17 protein-coding genes and 1 tRNA gene are annotated in these 23,927 nt (G+C 67.1%); 11 read left to right on the forward strand and 7 right to left on the reverse strand.

Annotated features, from left to right (window positions below):
- Positions 1 to 5: 5 nt before the first annotated feature.
- Together ABWO17_RS03280 and ABWO17_RS03285 are read right to left on the reverse strand one after the other, a co-directional pair.
- Positions 6 to 1,004, reverse strand: a complete 999-nt coding sequence (locus ABWO17_RS03280; protein ID WP_353116055.1) for a respiratory chain complex I subunit 1 family protein — start codon at positions 1,002 to 1,004, stop codon at positions 6 to 8.
- 3 nt (positions 1,005 to 1,007) lie between these two features.
- Positions 1,008 to 4,802 carry a complex I subunit 5 family protein gene (locus ABWO17_RS03285; protein ID WP_353116057.1) on the reverse strand — a complete coding sequence of 1,265 codons (3,795 nt, stop codon included), beginning with the start codon at positions 4,800 to 4,802 and terminating at the stop codon, positions 1,008 to 1,010.
- 871 nt (positions 4,803 to 5,673) lie between these two features.
- Here ABWO17_RS03285 and ABWO17_RS03290 point away from each other — a divergent pair.
- The gene (locus ABWO17_RS03290) at positions 5,674 to 6,018 is read left to right on the forward strand and encodes a DsrE family protein (RefSeq protein ID WP_353116059.1); all 345 of its coding nucleotides are present in this window, start codon (positions 5,674 to 5,676) and stop codon (positions 6,016 to 6,018) included.
- Positions 6,019 to 6,074: 56 nt separating this feature from the next.
- Positions 6,075 to 6,650: a putative phage head morphogenesis protein gene (locus tag ABWO17_RS03295; protein WP_353116061.1), complete on the forward strand. Its 576-nt coding sequence runs from the start codon at positions 6,075 to 6,077 to the stop codon at positions 6,648 to 6,650.
- Positions 6,651 to 6,729: 79 nt separating this feature from the next.
- Here the strand turns inward: ABWO17_RS03295 and ABWO17_RS03300 are convergent.
- Together ABWO17_RS03300 and ABWO17_RS03305 are read right to left on the reverse strand one after the other, a co-directional pair.
- A tRNA-Ala gene (locus tag ABWO17_RS03300) sits at positions 6,730 to 6,805 on the reverse strand.
- 204 nt (positions 6,806 to 7,009) lie between these two features.
- Complete coding sequence (locus ABWO17_RS03305) at positions 7,010 to 8,824, reverse strand: glycosyltransferase family protein (RefSeq protein ID WP_353116063.1); 1,815 nt, start codon at positions 8,822 to 8,824, stop codon at positions 7,010 to 7,012.
- 54 nt (positions 8,825 to 8,878) lie between these two features.
- On the opposite strand from ABWO17_RS03305, the gene ABWO17_RS03310 reads away from it, so the two are divergent.
- The 3 genes from ABWO17_RS03310 (at position 8,879) to ruvC (ending at position 11,104) form a co-directional block, all read left to right on the forward strand.
- Entirely contained in the window at positions 8,879 to 9,484 is a 606-nt protein-coding gene (locus ABWO17_RS03310; RefSeq protein ID WP_353116065.1) for an RlmE family RNA methyltransferase, read from the forward strand.
- A 107-nt stretch (positions 9,485 to 9,591) separates the two neighbouring features.
- Positions 9,592 to 10,335, forward strand: coding sequence for a YebC/PmpR family DNA-binding transcriptional regulator (locus ABWO17_RS03315; protein ID WP_353116067.1), 744 nt, complete (start codon positions 9,592 to 9,594; stop codon positions 10,333 to 10,335).
- Positions 10,336 to 10,603: 268 nt separating this feature from the next.
- On the forward strand, positions 10,604 to 11,104 hold the full coding sequence (gene ruvC / locus ABWO17_RS03320) for a crossover junction endodeoxyribonuclease RuvC (RefSeq protein WP_353116638.1): 501 nt from the start codon (positions 10,604 to 10,606) through the stop codon (positions 11,102 to 11,104).
- Positions 11,105 to 11,324: 220 nt separating this feature from the next.
- On the opposite strand, the gene ABWO17_RS03325 is transcribed toward ruvC, so the two are convergent.
- Positions 11,325 to 13,052: a sensor domain-containing diguanylate cyclase gene (locus ABWO17_RS03325; RefSeq protein WP_353116069.1), complete on the reverse strand. Its 1,728-nt coding sequence runs from the start codon at positions 13,050 to 13,052 to the stop codon at positions 11,325 to 11,327.
- Positions 13,053 to 13,239: 187 nt separating this feature from the next.
- On the opposite strand from ABWO17_RS03325, the gene ruvA reads away from it, so the two are divergent.
- The 6 genes from ruvA to ABWO17_RS03355 all read left to right on the forward strand — a co-directional run bounded on the left by ruvA (position 13,240) and on the right by ABWO17_RS03355 (position 20,752).
- Positions 13,240 to 13,848, forward strand: a complete 609-nt coding sequence (ruvA, locus tag ABWO17_RS03330) for a Holliday junction branch migration protein RuvA (RefSeq protein WP_353116071.1) — start codon at positions 13,240 to 13,242, stop codon at positions 13,846 to 13,848.
- Positions 13,849 to 13,919: 71 nt separating this feature from the next.
- On the forward strand, positions 13,920 to 14,864 hold the full coding sequence (gene ruvB / locus ABWO17_RS03335) for a Holliday junction branch migration DNA helicase RuvB (RefSeq protein ID WP_502914877.1): 945 nt from the start codon (positions 13,920 to 13,922) through the stop codon (positions 14,862 to 14,864).
- A gap of 230 nt (positions 14,865 to 15,094) precedes the next feature.
- Positions 15,095 to 15,826 carry an FAD-dependent thymidylate synthase gene (thyX, locus tag ABWO17_RS03340; RefSeq protein WP_353116073.1) on the forward strand — a complete coding sequence of 244 codons (732 nt, stop codon included), beginning with the start codon at positions 15,095 to 15,097 and terminating at the stop codon, positions 15,824 to 15,826.
- 573 nt (positions 15,827 to 16,399) lie between these two features.
- Positions 16,400 to 17,902, forward strand: a complete 1,503-nt coding sequence (dnaA, locus tag ABWO17_RS03345; RefSeq protein ID WP_353116075.1) for a chromosomal replication initiator protein DnaA — start codon at positions 16,400 to 16,402, stop codon at positions 17,900 to 17,902.
- 333 nt (positions 17,903 to 18,235) lie between these two features.
- Complete coding sequence (locus ABWO17_RS03350) at positions 18,236 to 18,790, forward strand: helix-turn-helix domain-containing protein (RefSeq protein ID WP_353116077.1); 555 nt, start codon at positions 18,236 to 18,238, stop codon at positions 18,788 to 18,790.
- Positions 18,791 to 19,078: 288 nt separating this feature from the next.
- Entirely contained in the window at positions 19,079 to 20,752 is a 1,674-nt protein-coding gene (locus tag ABWO17_RS03355) for an AMP-binding protein (protein ID WP_353116079.1), read from the forward strand.
- A 393-nt stretch (positions 20,753 to 21,145) separates the two neighbouring features.
- Here ABWO17_RS03355 and ABWO17_RS03360 read toward each other — a convergent pair whose 3' ends face one another.
- On the reverse strand, positions 21,146 to 22,900 hold the full coding sequence (locus ABWO17_RS03360; protein ID WP_353116081.1) for a YcaO-like family protein: 1,755 nt from the start codon (positions 22,898 to 22,900) through the stop codon (positions 21,146 to 21,148).
- Positions 22,901 to 23,057: 157 nt separating this feature from the next.
- Positions 23,058 to 23,861, reverse strand: coding sequence for a class I SAM-dependent methyltransferase (locus ABWO17_RS03365; protein ID WP_353116083.1), 804 nt, complete (start codon positions 23,859 to 23,861; stop codon positions 23,058 to 23,060).
- Between the last annotated feature and the right edge of the window lie 66 nt (positions 23,862 to 23,927).

Genomic DNA, 23,927 nt, shown 5'->3' on the forward strand with positions numbered 1-23,927 from the left:
TCCGTCTACATACCGCGCCATGCCAGCACCAGACTCGCCAGAGCCAGCACCGAGGGGTACTTGAGGTAGAAGGTGAAGGCCTGGTCCACGCGGAAGCGCCCAGTGGCCGACTTGACCAGCGTCAGCGAAACGACCATCAGCGCCGCGCACTTCAGCACGAACCACGGAATGTTCGCCAGGACGCCGCCGGGAACCGTGCCCGGCAGGAACAGCGCCACGCCAAGGCCCAGCACCACCACGGTCTTCAGCGCCGAGGCGATGTGGAAGAACGCCAGCGCCGGGCCGGAGTATTCCAGCAGGGGTCCTTCGATGATTTCCGTTTCGGCCTCGGGCACGTCGAAAGGCACGGTGCCCATGGTGCCGGGCAGGAACAGCAGGTAGGCCAGCAGGGCCGGAATCATCACCGGGTCGAAGGCCAATTGGCCGTTGGCCAGCTGGTAGTCCACGATGCTGGCCAGCGAGAACTCGGCCCCGCTGCCCGTGGCCATGCCCACCTTCATGGCCACCGCCAGCATGACGGCCAGCAGCGGCATTTCGTAGGCGAACATCAGCGTCATCTCGCGCGAGAAGCCCATGGCCCCGAACGGCGAGCTGGAGGCGGAACCGCCAACCATCAGCGCGATGGCGGGCAGCGGCAGCAGGTAGAAGATCACCAGCAGGTCGCCCATGGCGGGCAGGCCGCCGCTGACGCCCGGCACGGGCAGCAGCGCGGCGCACACCGCCATGCCGGTCAGGCCCAGCAGCGGGGCCAGCAGGAAGGCGGCCCGGTTGGCGGAGGCGGGCATGATCGTTTCCTTGGTGAACAGCTTGGCGATGTCCAGATAGGGCTGGATCAGGGGCGGGCCAACGCGGCGCTGCAAGCGCGCCTCGATGCGCCGGTCAAGCCCCTTCAGGAACAGGCCCACCGCAAGGGCGAACAACCCGCCTGGGAACACCAGCAGGCCAAGCAGGCCAAGGCCGGTCTGCGTGATCAGCTGGGTGAAGAGTTCGGTGGCGTAGGACATGGTCTACCTCCGCTTCAGGGCGGGCACGGCCGCCTGGGCCAGCTGCCGCAGCAGGGCCAGGGGAGCGCCGTAGATGTCCTGCGGGGCGAGGCGGGCCTCGTCGGCCGTCATGGCCACGCCGCAGGTGTGAATGTCGGTGGTGCGCACGGTGCCGATGAGCCGGTGCAGGAGGGTACGCCCGCCGAAGAAGGCAACCGCCAGCAGCACGGCCAGGGCGGTGGCGTTGAACGCCCCCGCGCCGGAAGCCACGCCCCACGGCGCCACCGCCAGCCCCGCGAAGCCCAGTTCGCGGCCCATCATGTCGATGGCCAGCAGGGGCAGGCCGGGGAACACGCCGGTGATGATGCACCCGGCGGCCAGGATGCCCATGGGCACCAGCATGATGCGCGGGGCTTCCTGCACGTGGGCCAGCTTCGGCGAGGGACGGCCCAGGAAGGCCGAGTGCAGGAACTTGGCGAAGTAGGCCAGGGTCAGCACGCTGCCAGCCAGCGAGAGCAGGGCCAGCGCCACTTCGCCCTCGGCCATCAGCGCGTGGTAGAGAATCCACTTGGAGGCAAAGCCGTTGGTGGGCGGCACGCCGACCACCGAAAGCGCCCCGATGGCGAACATGGTCAGGGTGACGGGCATGCGCTGCCCGATGCCGCCCAGTTCGTCCAGCGAGTGCTTGTGGGTGCACAGGATGAGCGACCCGGCCACAAGGAACAGCAGGTCCTTGAACAGCACGTGGTTGACCAGGTGCAGCATGCCACCGGCCATGCCCAGCGGCGTGCCCAGGGCCACGCCCACCACCATGTAGCCCAACTGGCTGACGGTGGAGTAGATGAGCACCAGCTTGAGGTCCGACTGCATCACGGCCAGCAGGGCGGCCATGACGATGGTGATGCCGCCCACCCAGGCGATGGCGTACATCACCTGCGGCTGGCCCCACTGGGCGGCCAGACCGGTGAAGAAGCCCGCACCGCCCAGCACGAAGAACAGCTTGGCGAGGCCGAACAGGGCGCTCTTCAGCAGCACCGACGAGATGTAGCCGGAAACCGGCGTGGGGGCCGTTGCCGGGTGCATCTGCACGTCGATGCGGAAGGGCAGCTGCGCCGCCTTCATGGTGAAGCCGATGGCCATCAGGGCCACGGCCGTGGCGGCAAGGGCCACCGGCATGGTCGGCAGGGCCGAACGCACCGCGCCGAAGCTGGGGTCGCCCGCCATGGCGGACAGCATGACCACCCCCAGGAACAGGAAGGCCGCGCCCAGCACGTTGAAGAAGAAGTACTTGAAGCCCTCGCGCAGCGCGGCGGGGTTTTCCTCATGCACGATGACGAAGTACAGGCTCCACGAGCTCATGATCTCCCAGAAGGTGAAGAAGCCGAACAGGTCGTTGCTTGCGGCAACGCCCATCAGCCCGCCCACCATGAACAGGAAGAACGTGTAGAAGCGCCACTGGGTGTGGCTGTGCTCCATGTAGCCCACGGCGTAGAACATGTTCAGGCAGCCGATGACCGGCACGATGAGGGCGAAGGCAAAGGACAGGGAATCCAGCCCGCGCCCGAACACCACCACCGCGATGGCCGCCACGGCCAGGATGATGGCGGTGGCCAGGCCCGCCGCCTTGCGGTCGCGCCGCAGCAGGAAGGGCACCACGGCACCCAGCATGGGGATGAGCACGAAGGGATGCCAGGTCACCGCCAGCATGGGCAGGGTCTGGGCGTCCAGCTTGCCCGCGCCCGCCAGCATGTCGGCCACGGGGGTGACCAGCGACAGGCCCAGCTGCGGCAGCACGCCCAGCACCAGGCACAGCGCCGCCAGCACGCCGGTGGCCACGCGCATGGAGGCCGGGGCCTCCTGCACCATGGGGCCGGTGTAGGGCTGGAAGACCAGCGTGCGCACGATGCGCATGTAGTAGACACACCCGGCAAGGCTGCCCAGCAGCAGCACGGCGGCCACGGCGGGGTGCCCTGCGGCCACCAGCGCTTGCAGCATCAGGTACTTGCCGACAAAGCCGTTGAACGGCGGCAGGCCCATGATGGAGATGAGGCCGACCACCATGCACCCGGAGGTGAAGGGCATGACCCGGGCCATGCCCGCAAGGTCCGCCAGCTTCTTGCTGCCCGCGCGCAGGATGAGACCGCCCGCGCAGAGGAACAGCAGGTTCTTCATGATGGCATGGTTCAGCACGTGCAGCAGCGAGCCGGTGGTGGCCAGCCAGGTGCCGAGGCCGATGACCATGAATATCTCACCCACCTGGCCCATGGTCGAGTAGGCCAGCAGGCGCTTCAGGTCGTCCTGCTTCAGGGCCATCAGTTCGCCGTAGAGCATGGTGGCCGTGCCGAGCACGGTGACCAGCAGGCCCATGGAGCTGAAGCCCCCGGCGGATTCCCCGGCCTTCAGCAGCACGGCGGAGCCGAACACCGCCAGCATCAGCCGCACGGTGCCGTACACGCCGGTCTTGGTCAGGATGCCCGACAGCGGGCCGGAAATGGATGAAGGCGCGGCGGGGTGCGCGTCGGGCAGCCAGCCGTGGCCGGGCACCAGGCCCGCCTTGACCGCAAAGCCGATGAAAGCCAGCACCACAGCTCCCTTCACCACGGGGGCGGGCAGGGTGGCGGCAAGACCGGCCAGGGCCGCGAAATCAAGGGTGCCCGCCTGGGCGGACAGCAGCATGAAGCCGGGCAGCATGGCGCAGGCACCGGCAACGCACATCACGAAGTACTTCACGGCGGCGTGGAACGCCTTGTCCGTGGCCTCGTGGGCCACCAGGAAGTACGACGAGAAGGTCATCAGTTCCCAGAACACGTAGAAGCCGCCGAAGTCGCGCGCAAGGGCCAGGCCCGAGAGCGAACCGCATAGCAACAGCAGGAAGAACCAGTAGCCACCCGCGCGGCGGTCGTGGTGGATGTACCCCACCGAGTACACCGCCACCACCAGGCCGATGCCCGCGATGATTACGCCGAACAGGCGGGACAACGGGTCGATGGCGGTGTCGGTCCAGGTGAGCGCCAGCGAGGCGGCCACCAGGGCCACGCCGGCCAGGGCGCGGGCGCGAGCGGAGGCAAGGCCGATACACCACACGGCAAAGGCGCCCGCGTAAGGTACGAGGGCGGCCGGGTGCCAGTGCGCGCCGAAGGCGGGCAGCGCGTCGTGCGCCACGCCAAGGGCATCGGCCACCTGCGCGGTGACGGTATGCCCGGCAAGGCCGAACGCGGCGATGAGGGCCGCAAAAAGCCCCGCCAGCACGTGGAACGTGAAGGTCGGGGCGTGGGGAACGTGGGCGGATTCGCGCCACTGGCCGGATTCAAGACAGATGGCCTGCACCGATAGCACGGTGGCGGCAGCCAGGGCCATGCCCGCGAAGGCCACGGCGGCGGCAAAGCCCCAGTGCCCGGCGGCAAAGGCGGCGTGCAGGATGAAGGCCCGCCCGTCCGGCACGAGGAACACGGAAAGGCCCATGCCCGCGAACATGGCAAACCCGAAGAACAGCCCCGTCAGGGGCAGCGCCGCGCGAATGCCGCGCAGGTCATCCAGCCGGGCCGACCCCGCCGTGCGGGCAAGTCGGGCAAGGGTGAGCAGCGCAAGACACCGCGCCGCCATCTGATAGATGAATTGGGTGGTTGCCCCGACCAGCCCGGCACCATCGCCAAGGCCAAGGCCGAGAAGCGTGAGGCCGATGTCGGAAAGGCACATCAGGCCCAGCATGGTGAAGGGGCGTCGGCGTGCCGCTAGGGCCGACACGGCGCCGCCGAGCAGCAGCAGTGCCCCCAGCATGGCCAGGAACGGCAGTTCGGCGACAGGCGGAGCGGTGGTCATGCGAGTCTCCGTCGTTGAGCGTGTATGGTGCAAATTGGTTAAACAACCAATTCGTGAGTCCACCTTATTTTGACTGGAGACTTCTTTCAACCCCCATGATTGTGAACGAGTGGTACAAAACAGGATGTGGCAGAGAAAAAAGCGTGTCGACGCCAGTGTTTGACCGCGCGACCAATTTTTTCATCCGCAGGAAAAAATTTTCGAAAGTTGATCGGATCATGCTGCAAGTACAAAAGATTTGCCCAGGAAGACGTCAGCCGACTGATCTAATGCGGCAAAAGGCATGAGACGTCTTGTGAAATGAGTGACGATTCACAATTGTTTGTGTGAGTAAACACTACAGGTTCAGATTGCGTGCGGTAGCAGTCCGGATTCGGGACGCAAGGGTGGACATGGTGGTGCCGGGTGGCGGGCACCCATGCGGTACCATGGGCGTGAGGGCGTGATGTGGCTCGCAGTGGCGTTGCAGGGCACGGACGTGGCCGCGCCAGTGTGTACCCACCGCGTCTTTTCGCCGCAGGGCAGTTTATCGTGTGTCGCGACCTGGCCGTGCGCTCGGCCGTGGCCCGGTGCTGCGGCAAATGCAGGAGAGTGGGGAGTGCGCCGCATGATGCGCCAGGGTTTGCGTCCCGATGGTCCCTTTCCCGTGGGCTTTCGCCCGAAGGCGCAGGAGCGTGCCCCCCCTATGCCCCTCCCGTATGCCCCCCGTATGCCACCGGGTGTCCGGCTTGCCACCGCGTTGCGGCGGGCGTACCCATGAATCGGGGTGTGCCCGCTGACCGGTTGCGTCCGGGCGTACCCTGCTGCTGGCGGCGCGTACCCCATTTCCGACGTAGCGTCGCCGTCGTCAACCACTACGGGCAGGAGCGCCATGCACTACGACATCGTCTTTCATTTCGATAACGGCCCTGCGGAACTGAACATCGCCATCAGCAACGTGCGCAACTACCACAAGGCGCTGGCGGGCGTGGCCTTCAGCAGCGTGCTGGTGGTCAACGGGCCGGGCATCCGGCTGATGGGTGCGGACGATCCGGATTTTGCCGAGCAACTGCGCGAACTGCGCGCACTGGGGCTGGACATTCGCGTGTGCGCCAACGCCATGCGTCATTTCGGGCTGGACGCCGCGTGGCTGAACCCGGCTTGCACCGTGGTGCCCGCAGGCATCGTGGAACTGGTGGACTTGCAGCGCAAGGGGTATGCCTACGTGAAGCCGTGACCGGCGCAGCTTCGGCATGCGGAGTTCATCAACAGGGACGCAAGGGATTCGCGACAATGACCACGACAGGACAGGGCACGCCCGGCCAGGGGGGCGAGGTGCCGAACGCCGGGCGACAGGCGTCCGGCGGCCTTCCGGCCACGGGAAAACTGGTGGACAGCCACCCGCTGCTGGCCCGGTTGACCGGGCAGGTGGTATGGAATCTGGCGGAAGAGGCGGGTGCGGACGACGACGAATGCGGCCTGTTCATGGACCACTATGCCGCATGGCGTGGTGCCGCGCTGGCCGTGCTGGAACGTCTGCGCGATGCACCGGGCGGCGGTTTGCGCCTGGTGGTGGACGAAGCGGACCGGGGCGGAGCCTGCCCGGAATGCGTGGCCCTGCATGGCGTGGTGCTTCCGGGTACCCATCCGGACCTTGCGGCGTGGCTGCCACCGTTCTCCATTGGCTGCCACTGCCGGGCCGAATACGTGGAGCCTGCGGAAATGGCCGTGGCAGGAGCGCAGATGCCGCCGCCGGGACTGCGGCCACCGGCCCACCGCCTGTGCTGTTCGCGCCGCCCGCTGTCACTGCTGCTGGCCCAGTTGGCCCAGTTGCCAAGGATGGCGCAGTCGCAGGAGCACGAGGGGTAGCACCTCGAAACGCGTCGTGGTCTTGTGCGCATGCAAACAAAAAGGGCTTGCCGATGTTCTCGGCAAGCCCGTTTTTTGCTGGTGGAGACGATGAGGATTGAACTCACGACCTCAGCATTGCGAACGCTGCGCTCTCCCAGTTGAGCTACGTCCCCAGTCAGGAGAAGGCTGTATATACCTGTTGCCGCCCGACTGCAAGAGGCCGGTGCGGAAAAATTTCGGTGGGAACGGGAGAGAATGCGGCGCGGGCGTTGGGGCGGGGCGGTTCTGCGGCGAAGGGCGTGGCGGCGCGGTTGGCGGCAGGGGCCGCACGCGCCGGGCAGGGCCGTGGAGGCTTGCGCGGGCGGTGAGGCTGGCCGCTATTCCAGCCCCAGCGTGTCGAGCAGGGTGCACACCCGGTGACGGTAGGTGTGGCGGGACAGGATGTGCGCCCGCCATGCCGCCACAAGGTCGGCGCGCAGGGCCGGGTCGCGTTCCAGCCGGTGCAGCAGTGTGCCAAGGCCGGGCGCATCGCCCGTTCCGGCTGGCGGCGCAGAGTCGTTGCCGCCGCTGCGGGCCGGGGAAAAGGCGATTTCGCGGCGCAGTTCTTCGGGAAAGATGTCGAGGCCCGGCGTGTCGTCGGTGATGCAGAAGCCCCCTGCCGCCCAGACGTCGAAGTGGCGCTGGGTGAGTCCGGCGGGCAGCAGCAGGCTGGTGATGTTCAGCGACCAGCGGGCTGCACGGTACACGGCGGGCAGGGTGACATAGTAGTCCACCGGGGGGCGCAGGTCGGTGCCCGGCGCCAGCAGCGGCTGCCACCCGTCGTCGCCGTACACGGTCAGGCCTTGCGGGGCGGCGGCATTCAGGCAGCGCACCCGCCGGGCCAGCGCGCATTCCTCGGCCCCCAGCCCCGCCGCGCGCACCGCATTGCCGGGCCACAGGTCCGCGATGCCAAGGCGCGCCGTCCACCAGTGGAAGTCGGGCCGGCAGTGGATGTCGGACCGGTGACCGGGCGCGTCGGACCGGTGACCGGGCGCGCCGGGCCGGTGATCGGGCGCGTCGAGCAGGGCCAGCGCCTCGTTCAGCAGGTCCGGGGCGATACGTTGCCCCGCGAAGAAGCCCCCCTTGCCGGGGAAGGCGGACCGGCCCACGAACACCACGGGATTCAGGGGGGGCATGCCCACCGGAGAAGGCTGGGCCGCCCCGGCGGCTCCGTCATCCCCAGCCAGTTCCGGCCCGAAAAACTCCGGTCCGGTTGCCAGCGGCAGGTGCAGCACCCGCTGCGCCCCGTGGGCGCGCAACAGGGGAATGAACGAGGCGTCGGTGACGCACAGCAGCGCCCCGCGCCACCACGGCCCGCGCAGGGACGAGAGCAGGTGGAAGGGGTTGTCCACGCACCACACGGCCACGTCCACCCCGCAGGCGCGCAGCAAATGGAAGCGTTCGCCCCAGGCGTCAAGGCCCTGTAAATTCACGCTCAGGAGCAGGGCCGGGCGCTGGTCGGCCAGCAGGCGGGGCAGGTCGGCGTGCAGGGTGTCCGGATCGACCCGGCGCGGGGCCAGCCCTTCGGCGGCAAGGGCGGACTCCAGTTCCGGCAGCAGCAGCGAACCTTCCGTGCCGGGCAGCAGCACGGTACGGGACCGGGTGGAACGCGGCCCGGCGTGGCCCGTCACGCCTTCCGGTGACAGTGCCTGTGCGGGTGCCATGCGCACGGCACGCGCCGTACCCAGCAGCGGCCCCCAGAAGGTGGGGAACAGCCGCTCCGCCTCGCGGTAGACCACCACCAGCGCGCGGGACAGTCTTTCGGGCGAAAACGCTTCCGGCCCGGCCAGCGTCCACCCGGCGGGGATGGCCGCGCGCCAGGCGCCGTGCGTTGCCTCTTCCATATAATGGATGAACGCCGGGGATTCGATGACCTGCACGGTCGGTGCGCCCTGCCCGCAGGACGGCGTGTTCCTTGCCCGCAGCCCCGCCAGTGCTCCCTCCACCGCACGCCGTGCCGTGGCCGGGTTCGGCCCCAGGCCCAGCACCACCACTTCGGCGGGGGCCTCGGTCCCCTGTCCGCATGGGGGCAGCACGTCGAAGGTGGCGGGCAGCTTGCCGTCCGGTGCAACATCGTCCGGCAGGGCATCGTCCGGCAGGGTGCGAAGCTGCCCCAGTTCGTTGGGAATGCGCAGTCGGGCGGGGCGGGTCATGTGAGTCCTTGGCGGGCGCGGGGCTTTCGGGTACAAGCGGCCACGGGTGACCACATGAAGACATACCGAGACCACTATTTTCTGAAGGCCAAGCAGGAAAACTATCCCGCGCGGTCGATCTACAAGCTGAAGGAAATCGACAACCGCTTCAAGCTGTTCCGTCAGGGCATGAAGGTGCTGGACCTGGGGGCGGCCCCCGGCTCGTGGTCGCTTGGCGCGGCAGAGCGGGTGGGGCCGAAAGGCCGGGTGCTGGCCTGCGACCTGCAAGCCACCGACACCCAGTTTCCGCCCAACGTCACCTTCATGCAAGAGGACGTGTTCAACCGCTCCGAGGCGTTCGAGGACGCACTGGCGAGCATGGGACCGTTCCATGCCGTGATCAGCGACATGGCCCCGCGCACCACGGGTACCAGGTTCACCGACCAGGCCCGTTCGCTGGAATTGTGCGTCGAGGCCCTTGCGGTGGCGGACCATTGCCTGATAAAGGGCGGCAGTTTCGTGGTCAAGATTTTCATGGGGCCGGACGTCAAGCCACTGGTTGACGCGCTGCGGGCCCGCTTCGAGACCGTGAAGACCTTCAAGCCCAAAAGCTCGCGGGCTGAAAGCAAGGAAACTTTCTACGTCTGCCTCGGCTACCGAGGCGACGGACAGCAGGACTGACGTACGGCGCCGATGGCGCGCGCCGGGCTGGCATTCCGCCCGCCGTGCGCCGCGCCGTGGCGTTTCCGCACACATCTCTTTCGCCGTCATTTCTTTCAGGAGGACGCATGGCCGGACATAGCAAATGGGCCAACATCCAGCACCGCAAGGGGCGTCAGGACGCCAAGCGCGGCAAGCTGTTCACCAAGGCCGCCAAGGAAATCATCATCGCTGCCAAGGGCGGTGGCGACCCGGCCAGCAACGCCCGCCTGCGCGCCGCCATCGCGGCCGCCAAGGCCGTGAACCTGCCCAAGGACAAGATCGACAACGCCATCAAGAAGGGCACCGGTGAACTGGCTGGCGGCGACATTCTTGAAATTTCCTACGAAGGCTACGCCCCCGGCGGCGTGGCCCTGATCGTGGAAGCGGCCACCGACAACCGCAACCGCACCGTGGCCGAAGTGCGCCACATCCTTTCCAAGCACGGCGGCTCCATGGGCGAGGCCGGGTGCGTTGGCTGGATGTTCGAGCGCAAGGGCGTGATCACCCTGGACGGTGGCAAGTACACCGAGGACCAGGTGATGGAAGCCGCGTTGGAAGCGGGCGCCGACGACGTGCGCGACGAGGGCGGCACCTGGGAAATCCACACCGCCGTGGCCGACTTTGCCGCCGTGCGCGATGCACTGGAAGCCGCCGGGATGGAGATGGATTCCGCCGAACTGTCCATGATCCCCCAGAACACGGTGGAAGTGGACGCGGAAACCGGCCGCAAGCTGATGCGCCTGGTGGATGCCCTGGAAGACAACGACGACGTGCAGAACGTGCACGCCAACTTCGACCTGCCCGACGAAGTGCTGGCCGAACTGGAATAGCCGACATATCCCGTACCGGAGCCCGCCTTGCGCGGGCTCCGGCGTTTCCGGCCCGCGCGTGGCGTCCCGTTTCCGGCAGGCATGGCTGGTCTGGCCGTTCTGGCGGTCCGGAATATCCGTTCCGCGCATGCCGTTTTTCCGCACCCCGCCCGCCGCGCCCCCGCGCGTCACCCTGCGTCCCGGCCCCGCCGGAGGCACCATGCCCCCCCGCAAGCCCGCATCGCCCCAGGCAGACATGTCCTCCAGTCCTTCTGGCATCACCGGTGGCATCACTGGCGGCGTCACCGTCATCGGCATCGACCCCGGCTCGCAATGCACCGGCTGGGGGATAGTGCGCGAAGCGTCCGGCGTGCTCACCCTGGTGGACTGCGGGGCCATTCGCCCCAAGGGCGACGACTTTGCCGCGCGGCTGGGCCACCTGTTCCGCGAACTGCACGCCCTGGTGGGCCGCCATGCCCCGGACGAGGCCGCCATCGAGAACGTGCACGCCGCCCGCAACGTGGCCACCGCCCTCAAGCTGGGGCAGGCGCGCGGGGTGGCCGTGGCCGCCTGCGCCGCGCACGGGGTGGTCGTGGCCGACTACCAGCCCACGGAAATCAAGAAGGCCCTGGTGGGCACCGGCGGGGCGGACAAGGAGCAGGTAAGCTTCATGGTGGCACGGGTGCTGGGCGTGAAGGGGGGCTGGGGGCTGGATACCGGCGATGCGCTGGCTGCCGCCGTGTGCCACCTGAATGCCCGCAGGCTGTCCCGGCTGGCCAAGCTGGGCTGACGGGGCACCCCGCCCGCCTGTCGCCTGCGCGCGATGGGAGGGGCCGTGTCTGGTCGCATCCCGCGCCAGACAGTATTCCGGATGCCGGAACGAAGCGGCGCCCTGAAAAAAAAGGCCGTCCGGCGTTACCGGGCGGCCATGTGTTTTTGCTGGGGGAAAGGGGATGGGTGCGGCCCTGACGGTACCGCGTTTTCACGCTGCGTGCGGTCACGCCATGTCGTCAGGGGTTCCCGCTTTCGCCCCCGCTCCCGTTTTCGCTCAAAAACTCGCAGTGTGGCGGTGCCTCGCCGCCCGCCAGGGCGTCGTCCGGCACCTGCGTGGCGCGCACGGTGCGGTTGCGGCCACAGCGCTTGGCCATGTACATGGCGGCGTCCGCCTCGTGCATCCAGCGGCCCGGCTCTATCTCGGGCCGTGCCTCGGCCACGCCCGCGCTGACCGTCATGGGGATGGGGCCATCGGCATGGGGCAGGGGCGTTTCCTCCACCTTGCGGCGCACCCGTTCCAGCAGGGCAACCGCCTCGCCCTCGCCCGTGTCGGGCAGCAGCAGGGCGAATTCCTCGCCGCCCACGCGGGCCAGCAGGTCGGGTTCGCGCAACTGGTTGCGGATGATCTCGGTCACGTGGGCCAGCATGGCGTCGCCCACGCCGTGGCCGTAACGGTCATTCACCGCCTTGAAGTGATCAAGGTCCAGCATGGCCAGGGCCAGCGGGTGCCCGCTGCGCGCGCTGCGGGCCAGTTCCGCGTTCATGGCCTCGTCCAGGCGCCGCCGGTTGAAGCACCCGGTCAGGTGGTCGCGTTCCGCCATGCGCCGCAGTTCCTCGTTCAGGTGGGTGAGGGCCAGGTTGCTGCCCTCGATGATGCGCAACTGCGAGAGGTTGCGCAGGGTGTAGATGATGGCGGAAAGCAGGGTGCCCAGCATGGCAAGCCCGCTCAGCGCCGTGAAGTGGAAGCGCACCTGCCGCCTGTCTTCCAAGGTCAGGGCCTCGCCCACCTCTTCGGCCACGTGCAGCGAAAGGCCGTCCTGGGGCCGGTGGGTTACCCCCAGCAGGGCAGGGCGCGTGGCATCGCCGATGAGTGTCAGGCCGTGCTTTTCGTTGATGCCCCGCACCACGAAGGGGCGCAGCGACAGTTCGGGAAATGCCTCGCGCTTGTAGCGCAGGATGCGCGCCGAAACGGGCATGTCGCGCACCGGGGCATCCGGCAGGGCGTGAAAGATGTGCGCCTTGTCGTTGGCCAGCACCACCACACCCTGTTCATCGGTGATGAAGGCGGCGTCCAGGCGCAGCCGGCGCGAAAGGGTGGGCAGGTCGGTCTTCACGGCCACCACGCCCAGCACCGCGCCGTACTGGCGTACCGGAGAGGCAAAGAAGAACCCCGGTATGCTGGACATGCGCCCCACGGCGAACTGGCGGCCGCGCTCGCCGGACATGGCGGCGATGAAGTAGGCGCGGTCGGCGTAGTTGGTGCCCAGCAGGCTCTCTGCCGCTTCGTAGTTGCTGGTGGCGATGCACGTGCCGGAATGGTCCATAAGCCAGGCGATGTGCAGGCCCATGGTTTCGGCAAAGGTCTTCAGGAAGGCGTTGAGGGGGGCGCGCCGTGCGGCGGGGGTGTGGGCCGGGGTGGGTGGCGGAGCCGCTTCGGGGCGGGGGGCCACCTCGTCGCGTATCCGGTCGTCCAGGGCCAGCAGGTCCGGCAGGCGGCGCAGCCCGGCAAAGGCCAGCTCGAATTCGTCGTTCACCGTGCGCTGGCGCAGGGTCAGCCGCACCCGGGCCTCGGCCACCATGTCGTCCAGGGCGTGGGCCGCCCACATGTCCGCGTACCTGTCGGCCGCATAGAGCACGCAGGGCAGCAGCAGCAGCAGCGTCAGCAGCAGCAAGCGGATGGGGGTGTGTTCCGCGTGTTGGCGGAACCGCGTAAAGGGCGAGAACGGGCGGGCAGGCAAGGGCATGAAGGCTGCTCCGGGCGGGTTTCCCTGATGCGGGGTGGGGGGGATGTTACGGGATTTTCCGTTCCCCACCAAGGGCATTATCTGGGAAAGGCGGGTTTTTCGGCGGGCGCGGGCGGCAGGACCGTGCGGCGCGCCCGTCTTCCGGCCCGGTCGCTTTTTGTGTAGGGTGCCCGCGAGAGGTGGAACCATGATCGCGTATGTCGAAGGCCGCGTTGCCGAAATCTCGGGCAATGCCTGCGTGGTGGTGACGGAAGGGGGCGTGGGGTACGAAGTGCATCTGCCCGCGCACACCCTGTCGCGCCTGCCGGAACGGGGCGGGCAGGTGGCCTTTCACGTGCGGACGGAGGTGCGCGAGGACGCCCTGGAACTGTTCGGCTTCTCCACCTGGGACGAGCGGCAGACCTTCATGGTGCTCACCACCATCAGCAAGGTGGGGGCGCGCACGGCCCTGGCCATCCTTTCGCAGTTCCGCCCCGACGATCTGCGCCGCCTGGTGGTGGAGGACGACGTACTGGCGCTGACGCGGGTGTCCGGCATCGGCAAGAAGACCGCGCAGCACATCTTTCTGGAACTGAAGTACAAACTGAAGGTCGAGGACCTGCCCGCAGGCATGGTGCTGGCGGGCGGCACCGCGCCGGGCGGGGTGTTCCGCGACGCGCTGGCCGGGCTCGGCAACCTTGGGTACCTCGAGGACGAGGCTGCCCCGGTGCTGAAGGACGCGCTGAAGGCCGAACCCGACCTTGACGTGGCCGGTGCGCTGCGCGCCGCACTGAAGGCCTTGGCGAGGGGACGCTGATGACGGCGGAGTGCAAGGGACCGGATGGAGAGGGCGCAGGTAGCAGCGCATCCATCTGCCCATCCATCTGCATGGACGAGAACGTGCGGCCGCGCAGCCTGGACGACTTCATCGGGCAGAACGAGTTGCGGGCCAACCTCAAGGTTTTCGTGGCGGCGGCGCTGGAACGTGGCCAGGCCATGGACCATCTGCTGTTCTACGGCAACCCCGGCCTCGGCAAGACCACCCTGGCCCAGATCATCGCGGCGGAACTGGGGGTGAACCTGGTGTCCACCTCGGGCCCGGTGCTTGAGCGCAGCGGCGACCTTGCGGCCATCCTGACCAACCTCGGGCGGCATGACATCTTGTTTGTGGATGAAATCCACCGCATGCCCGTGGCGGTCGAGGAAGTGCTGTACCCCGCGCTGGAGGACTTCAAGCTCGATCTGGTCATCGGCCAGGGGCCGGGGGCGCGCACGGTGAAGATCGACCTCGAGCCGTTCACCCTGGTGGGGGCCACCACCCGCATCGGCCTGCTGTCGTCGCCCCTGCGCGACCGCTTCGGCATCATCAGCAGGCTGGAATTCTACACGCCCGCCGACCTCGCGCGCATCGTCACGCGCACGGCGCGCATCCTTGGGGCCAACCTGACCTCGGAAGGCGCCGTGGAAATAGGCCGTCGTTCGCGGGGCACCCCGCGCATCGCCAACCGGCTGCTGCGCCGGGTGCGCGATTTTGCCTCGGTGCACGGCAACGGCACCATCACCCCGGAGCAGGCCTCCGCCGCGCTGGGCCGCATGGACGTGGACGAGAGCGGACTGGACCAGATGGACCGCAAGCTGCTGTCCGTGCTCATCGAGCACTTCGGCGGCGGGCCGGTGGGGGTGAAGACCCTGGCCGTGGCCTGTTCCGAAGAGGTGCGCACCATAGAAGACATTTACGAACCGTACCTGATCCAGTGCGGCTTTCTGAAGCGCACGCCGCGTGGCCGCGTGGCCACGGCCAAGGCTTACCGGCACCTGAACCTGCTGGCCTGAGCGCAGATCAAACGGTTTGCCCCGCGCGGCCTTTCCGCCGGGGCCGTGCACGCGGCACCGAGAGGCACGCTACCGTGCGCTACCGTAAGGCGCGGTGCGCCATGGGCGCCATCGTGAACCTGCCGTGCGGTACCATGCAGTGCGGACCGTGCGGGCGATACGGCACGGGGCGCATTGCCGCATCACGTTTCCACCCCTAACCCGGCCTTGTGGCCGGTTACGGAACCTCCATGTCCAAGACGACGCTGCGGGTCGAACTGCTGGCCCATACCCCGGAACCGCTTTCGCTCATCTATGCCGCCTTTCGCCAGTGCTACCATACCGGGTTCGTGGCCGACATGTGGCCGCGCCTGCTGTCCGGCGAGATCGCGCGCGAGAAGCAGGCCCAGTTCGTGGCCTCGGTGATGGAATCCGGCCATGCCAGCCCGGTGGAGCACGTCAGCTTCACCTTCGCGGCGGAAGGGGTGTCCCGCGCGCTGACCCACCAGTTGGTGCGCCACCGCATTGCCTCGTACTCGCAGCAGAGCCAGCGCTACGTGGACGGCAGCAACTTCGACTACGTGCTGCCCCCGGCCATTGCCCGCAACCCGCAGGCCCTGGCCCGCTTCGAGCGGTGCATGGCCGAGATCGGCGATGCCTACCGCGACATCAAGGCCCTGCTGGAGGCCGATGGCCGGGCCGGTGCCAAGTCCAACGAGGATGCCCGCTTCGTGCTGCCCCAGGCGGCGGAGACGCGCATCGTGCTGACCATGAACTGCCGCAGCCTGCTCAACTTCTTCGAGCATCGCTGCTGCCTGCGCGCCCAGTGGGAGATTCGGGCCATGGCCGACGCCATGCTGGACCTGTGCCGTGGCGTGCTGCCCGAACTGTTCGCTGTGGCCGGGGCCAAGTGCGAGCGGTTGGGCTACTGCCCCGAGGGCGAACGGTTCACCTGCGGCCGGTATCCCCTGCGCCAGCCCTGATCGATCGTGCGCAAGCGCACGGGCTGACGGGGCGGGCGGCAGTTGCCCGGTACGCGCAAGGTTCGCTTCTCCGCCTGGCGGGCGGATTCGCACCGTATCGGCGGGCTGCTTCCCAACATTCCGGAAAGAAAGAGTAAATCAGAGGTGCCCGGCGCGTCCGAGGCAGGGTTGTTTCCCGCCGCATGTGCGGGTTGGTGCCCTGCTTTTTGCCAGAACATGGCGCCGCGCGTGCCTGCACGGTGACGCAGCAGGCTTGGCATGTTGCCTTTGTTTCACGCGGCCAATGCCATGATGAAAAAAAATAGATGCACGGGCAATTTTGAGGCGAAAAACAAAAAAGTGCCTGTGGAAAAGTTTTTTCGTTGATGTGGAAAACAAGGTCCCTTGGCTGTGGAAAGTCTTGCCTGCCAAGGTGTGCGCAAAACGGCGGAATGACGCCATTGAGTGGTTAGATTGTGTGATTACAGTGTGTTGTGCAAGAAAAAGTCTTGGGAAACAGGGCGCGTGTTCCGCATGATGACAGGCGCTTTTTCTCCATTGCAACCCAGCCGTGAACTCCGTAAACCAAGCACCATGATTTCAATTTGGGGCCAAATTCAGAATATTCTAGAAAAGAGTCTCAATCCGGGGCTCTTCAAGGTCTGGATCTCACCGTTGGCGGCAGAGATTCAGGACGACGTGCTGCGCCTGGTGGCTCCCAACGAATTCGTTGCGGCCTGGGTCCGCGACCGGCTGCTGGATGACATCGTGCAGGCGGCCACCGCCGTGCTGGGCAGTGCCCCCACCGTGGTGGTGGATGCCGCGCCGCATGGCGCGGGCACCTTGTCGCCGCGCACGGGCCGCGCTGGTGCCTCCGCATCCGGTGCCGCACCGGACGTGGAGGCCGCAGACGGCACGCAGGCCCTGCCTGTGCCCGCAGCCCAGATTTCCCAGGCCGTTCAGGCCGTGGCCGCGCGTTCCGTGTCCGGTATCGCCGCGCGTGCCGCCCACACCGCCCACGCCGCACAACTGGGCCTGCCGCTGGACATACCCGCCCCGAACCGCGCCCTGAACTGGCGCTTTTCATTCGACTCGTTCGTGGTGGGACCCAACAACGAACTGGCCTATGCGGCCTCGCGCGGCATCTGCCGCGAAACCCTTTCCGCCGATACGCTGTTTCTCAGTTCCGGCCCGGGCCTTGGCAAGACGCACCTGATGCAGGCCGTGGGCCGCGCCCTGTGCGACGTGAGCAACCGCGCCACGCCGCGCGTGGAGTACCTGACCGCAGAAGAATTCGCCACCCGGCTCATCGCCGCCCTGAAGGCGCGGGAAGTGGACCGCTTCAAGGCCCGCTACCGTGACGTGGACGTGCTGCTGCTGGAGGACGTGCATTTCCTGCAGGGCAAGGAGCGCATGCAGGACGAGGTGCTGGCCACGGTGAAGGCGTTGAAGTCGCGCGGCAGCCGCGTGGTGCTGTCCAGTTCGTTCGCCGCGCGCGATCTCAAGAATCTCGATACCCAGTTGGTCTCGCGGTTCTGCTCCGGCTTTCTCGCGCACATCGACAAGCCCGGCTTCGAAACGCGCCGCCGCATCCTGTGCGAAAAGGCCCGCCTGCATCAGGTGATGCTGCCTGACAACGTCACCGACCTTCTGGCCGACCACATCCGCACCGACGTGCGCCAGATCGAAAGCTGCCTGCACAACCTGGTGCTGAAGGCCAAGCTGCTGAACCGTCAGATTTCCATGGAGATGGCCTGGGAAGTGCTTGGCCACTACGCCCAGCAGGAAGTGGTCATGGACTTCGAGGGCATTGTGCGCAAGGTGTGCGAAGGCTTCGGCATCTCGCCCAAGCAGCTCAATTCGCGCAGCCGCAAGCGTGAATACGTGGTTGCCCGCAACTCCGTGTTCTACCTGGCCCGCAAGCACACCGACCTTTCGCTGAAGGAAATCGGCGACCGGTTCAGCCGCCGCCACTCCACGGTGCTGAAGGGCATTACCTCCATCGAGCGCGAGATGAGCCGCGAAACGCCGTTGGGCCGCCAGGTGACCAACACGCTGTCGCTCATCGAACGCAACGGCCGAATTACCTACACCTAAACAGGTGGGGGGCCGCAGCGATTGCGGTCGGCAAGGCGCATGCCATCACGGCGGCGCGGGCCTCCCGGTCCGCGCCGCCTTTCGTTTTGGTGCGCTCCTGATTCGACGGATTGACGGGCTGCCCGACCGACCGGACGAGTGCGATTGGCGAGAATGGCCGGATTGACCCACAGGCCCCGCAACCCCATGCGGTCAGCCACGCGGGCGGCGGATGCCATTGGCATAGCGGGCTTTTCATTTACGGCACGCTGGGGTATCGCAATGCTTCCCCCGGCAGTCGAGAGCGCCACTGCAAGGTGCGGGGGCGTGGGAGCACAACAGGAGGAACGGACGATGCAACAACCGCCCTACAAGGAGATCGCGCCACGCCTGGCCGGGCTGCGCGACGCCTGCGGCTTCTCGCAGCAGGAACTGGCGGACAAGGTGGGCGTCACTGCGGACGAGGTGGCCCGCTTCGAAAGCGGCGAGGTGGAGATACCGGTGAGCTTTCTCACCGACGTGGCCCGTGAATGCGGCGTTGACCTGACCGCGCTGATTTCTGGCGGTGACGCCCACCTGCACGGCTACAGCCTGGTGCGCAAGGGCGAGGGCCTTTCGGTGCAGCGCCGCAAGGACTACGACTACTGGAACCTTGCCTCGCGCTTCACCAACCGCCGCATGGAGCCGTTTCTGGTGCGCGTGCCGCCCAAGGAAGAGAAGGACCTGGTGTTCAACTACCACCGGGGCCAGGAATTCATCTACATCCTGGAAGGCCGCCTGGAGATTTGGCTGAACGACGCGCGGCACGTGCTGGGCGCGGGCGACAGCCTGTACTTCAGTTCGCGCATCCCGCACGCCCTGCGCGGCCTTGACGGCGCGGACGCGGTGTTTCTCGACGTAATTAGCTAGGGACCGTCGTACGATGGTCTTTTCGCTTGCTGGCGGCGTCAAACTGCGTCCGGCATTTCGGTCGAATACGAGAAGAGTATACTCCCTCATGCCGGACTTGTTTTCCTTGCCAGCAAACGAAAATCCTCATCGTACGAAGGTCCCTGAGGCACGGTGTCGCGTTAGCGTCGGCGCCAACGTCCCCCATGATTACGCCGCAGGAAAACGCCCCCACCGCCAATAGGGGGGCGCGCCGTACACGCCATCAGTCAACAAGCCCGCAAGGGATTGCTTCGCAGGAATGCACCCATGACCTACACGACAAAATTCACCGCCAGGGATTACAAGGAATTCTGCGCCACGTTTCGCATCGACGCCCCGGAGACCTTCAATTTCGCCTTCGACGTGCTGGACCCCATCGCGGCGTCCGATCCGGGGCGGCTGTGCATCGCCCATGTGGATGATGCGGGCGTGCGGCGCGACTACACCTTTGCCTGGATGGCCGAGGCCTCTGCCAAGCTGGCCAACGCGTTGCGCCTGCAAGGCATCCGCAAGGGCGACCGGGTGATGCTGGTGCTGTACCGGCGCATCGAGTTCTGGGTGTCCATGCTGGCCCTGCACCGCCTTGGCGCGGTGGCCATTCCCGCCCCGGCACAGCTCACCCCCAAGGACATCGTGTTCCGCGTGGAGCGTGCCAAGACCCGGTGCGTCATCGTCGATCACTCCATTACCGACCGCGTTGAGGCCGCCCGGCCAGACTGTCCCGGCCTTGCCGTGTGCGTGCAGGTGGGGGGCGATGGGCTGCCGCGCGGCTGGGTGGACTACGACACCATCTTCACCCCGGCGGAGGCCAAGTTTCCCCGCCCGGAAAGTCCGCTGGAATTCGCGGGCGGCGAAGACCCGTTGCTGATCTTCTTTTCGTCCGGCACCACGGGCATGCCCAAGATGGTGGAGCACGTGCACACCTATCCGCTGGGCCATCTGCTGACCGGCGTGTACTGGCACGACCTGGTACCCGGCGACCTGCACCTGACCCTGGCCGACACCGGCTGGGGCAAGGCGGTGTGGGGCAAGTTCTACGGCCAGTGGATGGCCGGGGCATCGGTGTTCGTGTACGACTTCCGGGGCAAGTTCGAACCGGCGGCCCTGCTGGGCGTGCTGGCCGACCACGCCGTGACCACCTTTTGCGCGCCGCCCACCGTGTACCGCTTTCTGGTGCGGCAGGACCTGTCCGCCTACGACCTGTCGAAGCTGCGCCACTGCACCACGGCGGGCGAACTGCTGAACGACAGCGTGTTCCACGACTGGAAGGCCGCCACCGGCCTTGAAATCCATGAAGGCTACGGCCAGACCGAAACCACCCTGCAAATAGCCACGCTGCCGTGCATGGCGCCCAAGGCCGGTTCCATCGGTCGCCCCATGCCCGGCTGGGACGTGGTGCTGCAAGACGCGGCGGGCAACGTCTGCCCCCCCGGCGAAGAGGGCGAAATCTGCGTGCGCGTGGCCGAGGGGCTGCCCGTGGGGTTGTTCCGGGGCTATCTGGAAGAGCCGGAAAAGACCGCCTCGGTCATGTTCGGCGGTTACTACCACACCGGCGACAAGGCCTGGATGGACGAAGACGGCTACTACTGGTTCCTGGGGCGCGTGGATGACCTGATCAAGAGTTCCGGCTACCGCATCGGACCGTTCGAGGTGGAAAGCGCCCTCGTGGCCCACCCCGCCGTGGTGGAGGCCGCCGTGACCGGCGTGCCCGACCCCCTGCGCGGGCAGGCCGTGAAGGCCACCGTGGTGCTGGCCGCTGGCTACACCGCCTCGCCCGAACTGACCAAGGAGCTTCAGGACCACGTGAAGAAGGTGACCGCGCCGTACAAGTACCCGCGCATCATCGACTACGTGGCCGAGCTGCCCAAGACCATCAGCGGCAAGATCAAGCGCGCCGAAATCCGCGAACGCGACCAGCAGGCCGGTGGGACTTCGGCGTAGGTGGGTGGCTTTTTTGTAAGCCTCCGGCGGGCAGGGGGCTACCGCCCCCTGCACCCCCTTCAAGGTAAAAAAAAGGAACGGGGAGAAGGCGCATCGCCTTCTCCCCGCTTTGCTTTCGTGTAAAGTTTTCTGTGAGTCTCATGGCTGATAGCCATGAGCCAATTTTCTACCCCAATTAAAAAGTTTGGGAGGTAGGGGGTCCGGGGGAAGGAACCTTTTTGCGCTCTGCGGTCGCCATCCGTAAGATTCGCGCGTTGCGTACGATGGCCGTACGGCTCGCAAGCTCGCCAACGGCCACGCTTCGCGCCCTTCGGGTCGATCTTCGCGCTCACCTAACGGCTGCCGCAAAAGGTTCCTTCCCCCCGGTTACTTCTTTGTATTTTCTTCTCTTCTCTACCCTGTCTGGGCCTGCAACTCCGCAAGATGGGTACGGGCGAAGTCGAGGGAGGGATCGATTTCGAGGGCGGCTTCCAGCAGGTGTGCTGCCGTGTCGGCATCGCCGAGGAACTTGTGGCACAGGCCCAGGTTGGCGAGGTCGATGACCGAGCCCTTGTCCAGGCGCAGCACGCTTTCGAAGTTGGCGGCGGCCTTGGCGTAGTCGCCGAGCTTGAAGTGGCACACGCCGCGCAGGTTGAAGTATTCCTTCATTTCCGGGCAGGCGGTCACGGCGCGGTCCAGGCCGGGCAGGGCGGCGGCCCAGTCCTGGGCCAGGGTATGCACGTAGGCGCCGTAGAAGGCGGCAAGGCCACGCGCGTCGGCGTCGGGTTGCAGGGGCTCGCTGGTTTCGAACCAGTGGCGCGCCTCGTCCAGGGCTTCGGCGCGCAAGGCCAGCATGCCCCGGAAGAACGGCACGAAATGCGCCCCGGGGTACAGTTCCGCCAGCACCTCAAGGCCGTGCAGGGCGGTTTCGACATCGGCTTCCTCGCTCAGGATGCGCCCGACGAAGAGGCCGATGGAGGCGTTCTTGTCCCGTTCGCGAAAGCGGAACCCCGGCACGATGTTGTAGTGGGTGGCCACGTCCGCGTCGGGGTTGCGGGTAGAGATGGACAACAGGGTGTAGCCCTGCTGCGCAAGGCCGTCGGACAGGGTGGTGAGCTCGCGCAGGATGTCATCCGACTCCACGCCGGGCAGCGAGGACAGCGGCACCACGGGGCCGCGCCGCAGCCATTCGATGTCTTCCAGCCGTTCGTATTTGGGCAGGCCGGATGCCTCGTAGCAGGCGCCGGTGATGAAGTCGCCCGCGAGCTGGGCGATTTCTGTCAGGGCGCGCACGGCGGCCTTGGCCGGGGTGGCGGCGGTGCCCGCAGTGTACACGATCTCGGAGCGCACCGGGAAGGTGGCCGGGTCCCAGGCCACGGCGCCCACGGTGGGCACGGGCAGGCCCAGCGAAAAGTCCTTCAGCGCCACCTGCACGCCGTGCCGGGCAAAGCGGTCCAGCAGGTCGCGCAGCACGGCATCGTCGATGGAGCCGTCGGGAGAAATGTCGATGGTGGGCAGTTCGGGCATGGTCTGGTCGATGACGCAGCACACGTGGCGCTCCACCAGTTCGCAGGCGCCCTGAAGAATGGATTCCTCTTCGGTGTTGCCCGCCGACGAGCCGTTGAACTCGCCCAGCTTCTTGAACCAGTCCAGCGGCAGCCACACCTCTCGGCCTTCGGTGCCGTCGCGCGGGATGACCGTGGCCGGAAAGAACTTCCAGCGGATCAGGTCCAGGGCGCGCACGGCATCCTGCGGGGCGATGGGGTCGTGTACTGATTTGGCGATTTCCTGCACCGGCAGCAGGGCATCGCCGAAGCGGGCCTGCGCCTCGCTCCAGGTGGCCTCGACCATGCCGGGCATGTCGCGCCAGAAGGTGAAGAAGCTGTAGCGCTCCATCAGCTCCATCAGGGCCGATGCCTCGGCCTGCTCCACGGACGCGCCTTTGCCCATCTGCTTGCGGGTGGGCATGACGCGTTTGGCGTCGGCCCCGCACATGCTGAGAAACACGGGAATGCCCAGCCGGTCCACGTCCACGCGGCGGGTTTCAGCAAGGATGTCCACGTCGAGGCTGGCAAGGCGCTGGCGTACGCGGCGCACGGTTTCCACCGGCGAGGTGGCCTTGTCCTGGTCCTTGGTATAGCCCTTGGGGCAGGGAGAGAGCTTGATCATGCGCTGGTCCGTGAAGGGTCGAGGTTGCGGATGCGAGGCGATTGGTGGCCTGGGCGGCTACGCCGCCTGATGCTTTGGTCGGCAACGCCGCCTGATGCTTTGGTCGGCAACGCCGCCTGATGTTTTGGTCGGCTATGCCGACTGCTGACCTGATCGGCTACGCCGATTGGGCCGGAGCGGCGGGGCTCGCGCCCGTGCGCTTGGGGGTAAGCCGGTGCACCAGGAACAGGCGGCGTTCTTCCTGCCCGTCGTCGCCGGTGGACTTGATGCCCACGGGCTGCTCGGCCACGTCGAAGTCGCGCCCGGCCAGCTTCAGGAAGTGGGCGGCCTTGCGGCGCTTGTCGGTACACAGCATGGCCTGTCCGCCGGGGGCCACGTGGCGGGCAAGGAACTTGGCCAGCGGGCGGTGCAGGTCTTCCAGATACAGGATTTCGGCCCCGGCGATGACGTCGTAGCGGGCGTCGAGACGCGCGGTGGTGATGTCGCAACGGCGCACCTCCACCCGGTCGGCCAGACCGTTGCGCAGCACGTTGATGCGCGCAAAGAGCAGGGCGTCGTCGTTCACGTCGGTGATGGTCACGCGGGCAAAGCCGTAGCGCGCCGCGATAAGCCCGGTAACGCCGCATCCCGCGCCGACTTCCAGCAGGCTCTTGCCTGCCGGGTCCAGCTTGCGCAGAAAGCGCCCCAGCAGGAACGAGGCAGGCCATATCTTGGCCCACAGGGGCAGGTCGCGCAGGGGGTCCTTGATGGCGTTGGTGGCGATGAGCCGGTCGAGGTGGCCGGTCATGTTGCGGATTTGCAGGATTTCCAGCGGCGCGTCATCCACGGTGAGGGTTTCGAACCCCACTTCGTAGCGTTCGCCCGCCTTGGCCAGCAGGCGTTCCAGTTCGGCGGCGTGTGATTCCGCCGTGGGCGCGGATTCGGTGCTATGGGGGGGCAGGGTGCCCGGTTGTTCGGTCATGGGCTGTCCTTTTGTGGGCCGATGGCTGCGGGAGCCGATGTGGGCCAGTTGCCAGGGAATGCGCCG

It is taken from the genome of Nitratidesulfovibrio sp., from assembly GCF_040373385.1.
In the GTDB taxonomy this organism is placed as follows: domain Bacteria; phylum Desulfobacterota; class Desulfovibrionia; order Desulfovibrionales; family Desulfovibrionaceae; genus Cupidesulfovibrio.

Excerpts from the sequence above, each read along its gene's own strand:
- ABWO17_RS03280 (WP_353116055.1), bottom strand. The coding sequence starts at position 1,004 with ATGTCCTACGCCACCGAACTCTTCACCCAGCTGATCACGCAGACCGGC.
- ABWO17_RS03285 (WP_353116057.1), bottom strand. The coding sequence starts at position 4,802 with ATGACCACCGCTCCGCCTGTCGCCGAACTGCCGTTCCTGGCCATGCTG.
- ABWO17_RS03290 (WP_353116059.1), top strand. The coding sequence starts at position 5,674 with ATGCACTACGACATCGTCTTTCATTTCGATAACGGCCCTGCGGAACTG.
- ABWO17_RS03295 (WP_353116061.1), top strand. The coding sequence starts at position 6,075 with ATGACCACGACAGGACAGGGCACGCCCGGCCAGGGGGGCGAGGTGCCG.
- ABWO17_RS03305 (WP_353116063.1), bottom strand. The coding sequence starts at position 8,824 with ATGACCCGCCCCGCCCGACTGCGCATTCCCAACGAACTGGGGCAGCTT.
- ABWO17_RS03310 (WP_353116065.1), top strand. The coding sequence starts at position 8,879 with ATGAAGACATACCGAGACCACTATTTTCTGAAGGCCAAGCAGGAAAAC.
- ABWO17_RS03315 (WP_353116067.1), top strand. The coding sequence starts at position 9,592 with ATGGCCGGACATAGCAAATGGGCCAACATCCAGCACCGCAAGGGGCGT.
- ABWO17_RS03325 (WP_353116069.1), bottom strand. The coding sequence starts at position 13,052 with ATGCCCTTGCCTGCCCGCCCGTTCTCGCCCTTTACGCGGTTCCGCCAA.
- ruvA (WP_353116071.1), top strand. The coding sequence starts at position 13,240 with ATGATCGCGTATGTCGAAGGCCGCGTTGCCGAAATCTCGGGCAATGCC.
- ruvB (WP_502914877.1), top strand. The coding sequence starts at position 13,920 with ATGGACGAGAACGTGCGGCCGCGCAGCCTGGACGACTTCATCGGGCAG.
- thyX (WP_353116073.1), top strand. The coding sequence starts at position 15,095 with ATGTCCAAGACGACGCTGCGGGTCGAACTGCTGGCCCATACCCCGGAA.
- dnaA (WP_353116075.1), top strand. The coding sequence starts at position 16,400 with ATGATTTCAATTTGGGGCCAAATTCAGAATATTCTAGAAAAGAGTCTC.
- ABWO17_RS03350 (WP_353116077.1), top strand. The coding sequence starts at position 18,236 with ATGCAACAACCGCCCTACAAGGAGATCGCGCCACGCCTGGCCGGGCTG.
- ABWO17_RS03355 (WP_353116079.1), top strand. The coding sequence starts at position 19,079 with ATGACCTACACGACAAAATTCACCGCCAGGGATTACAAGGAATTCTGC.
- ABWO17_RS03360 (WP_353116081.1), bottom strand. The coding sequence starts at position 22,900 with ATGATCAAGCTCTCTCCCTGCCCCAAGGGCTATACCAAGGACCAGGAC.
- ABWO17_RS03365 (WP_353116083.1), bottom strand. The coding sequence starts at position 23,861 with ATGACCGAACAACCGGGCACCCTGCCCCCCCATAGCACCGAATCCGCG.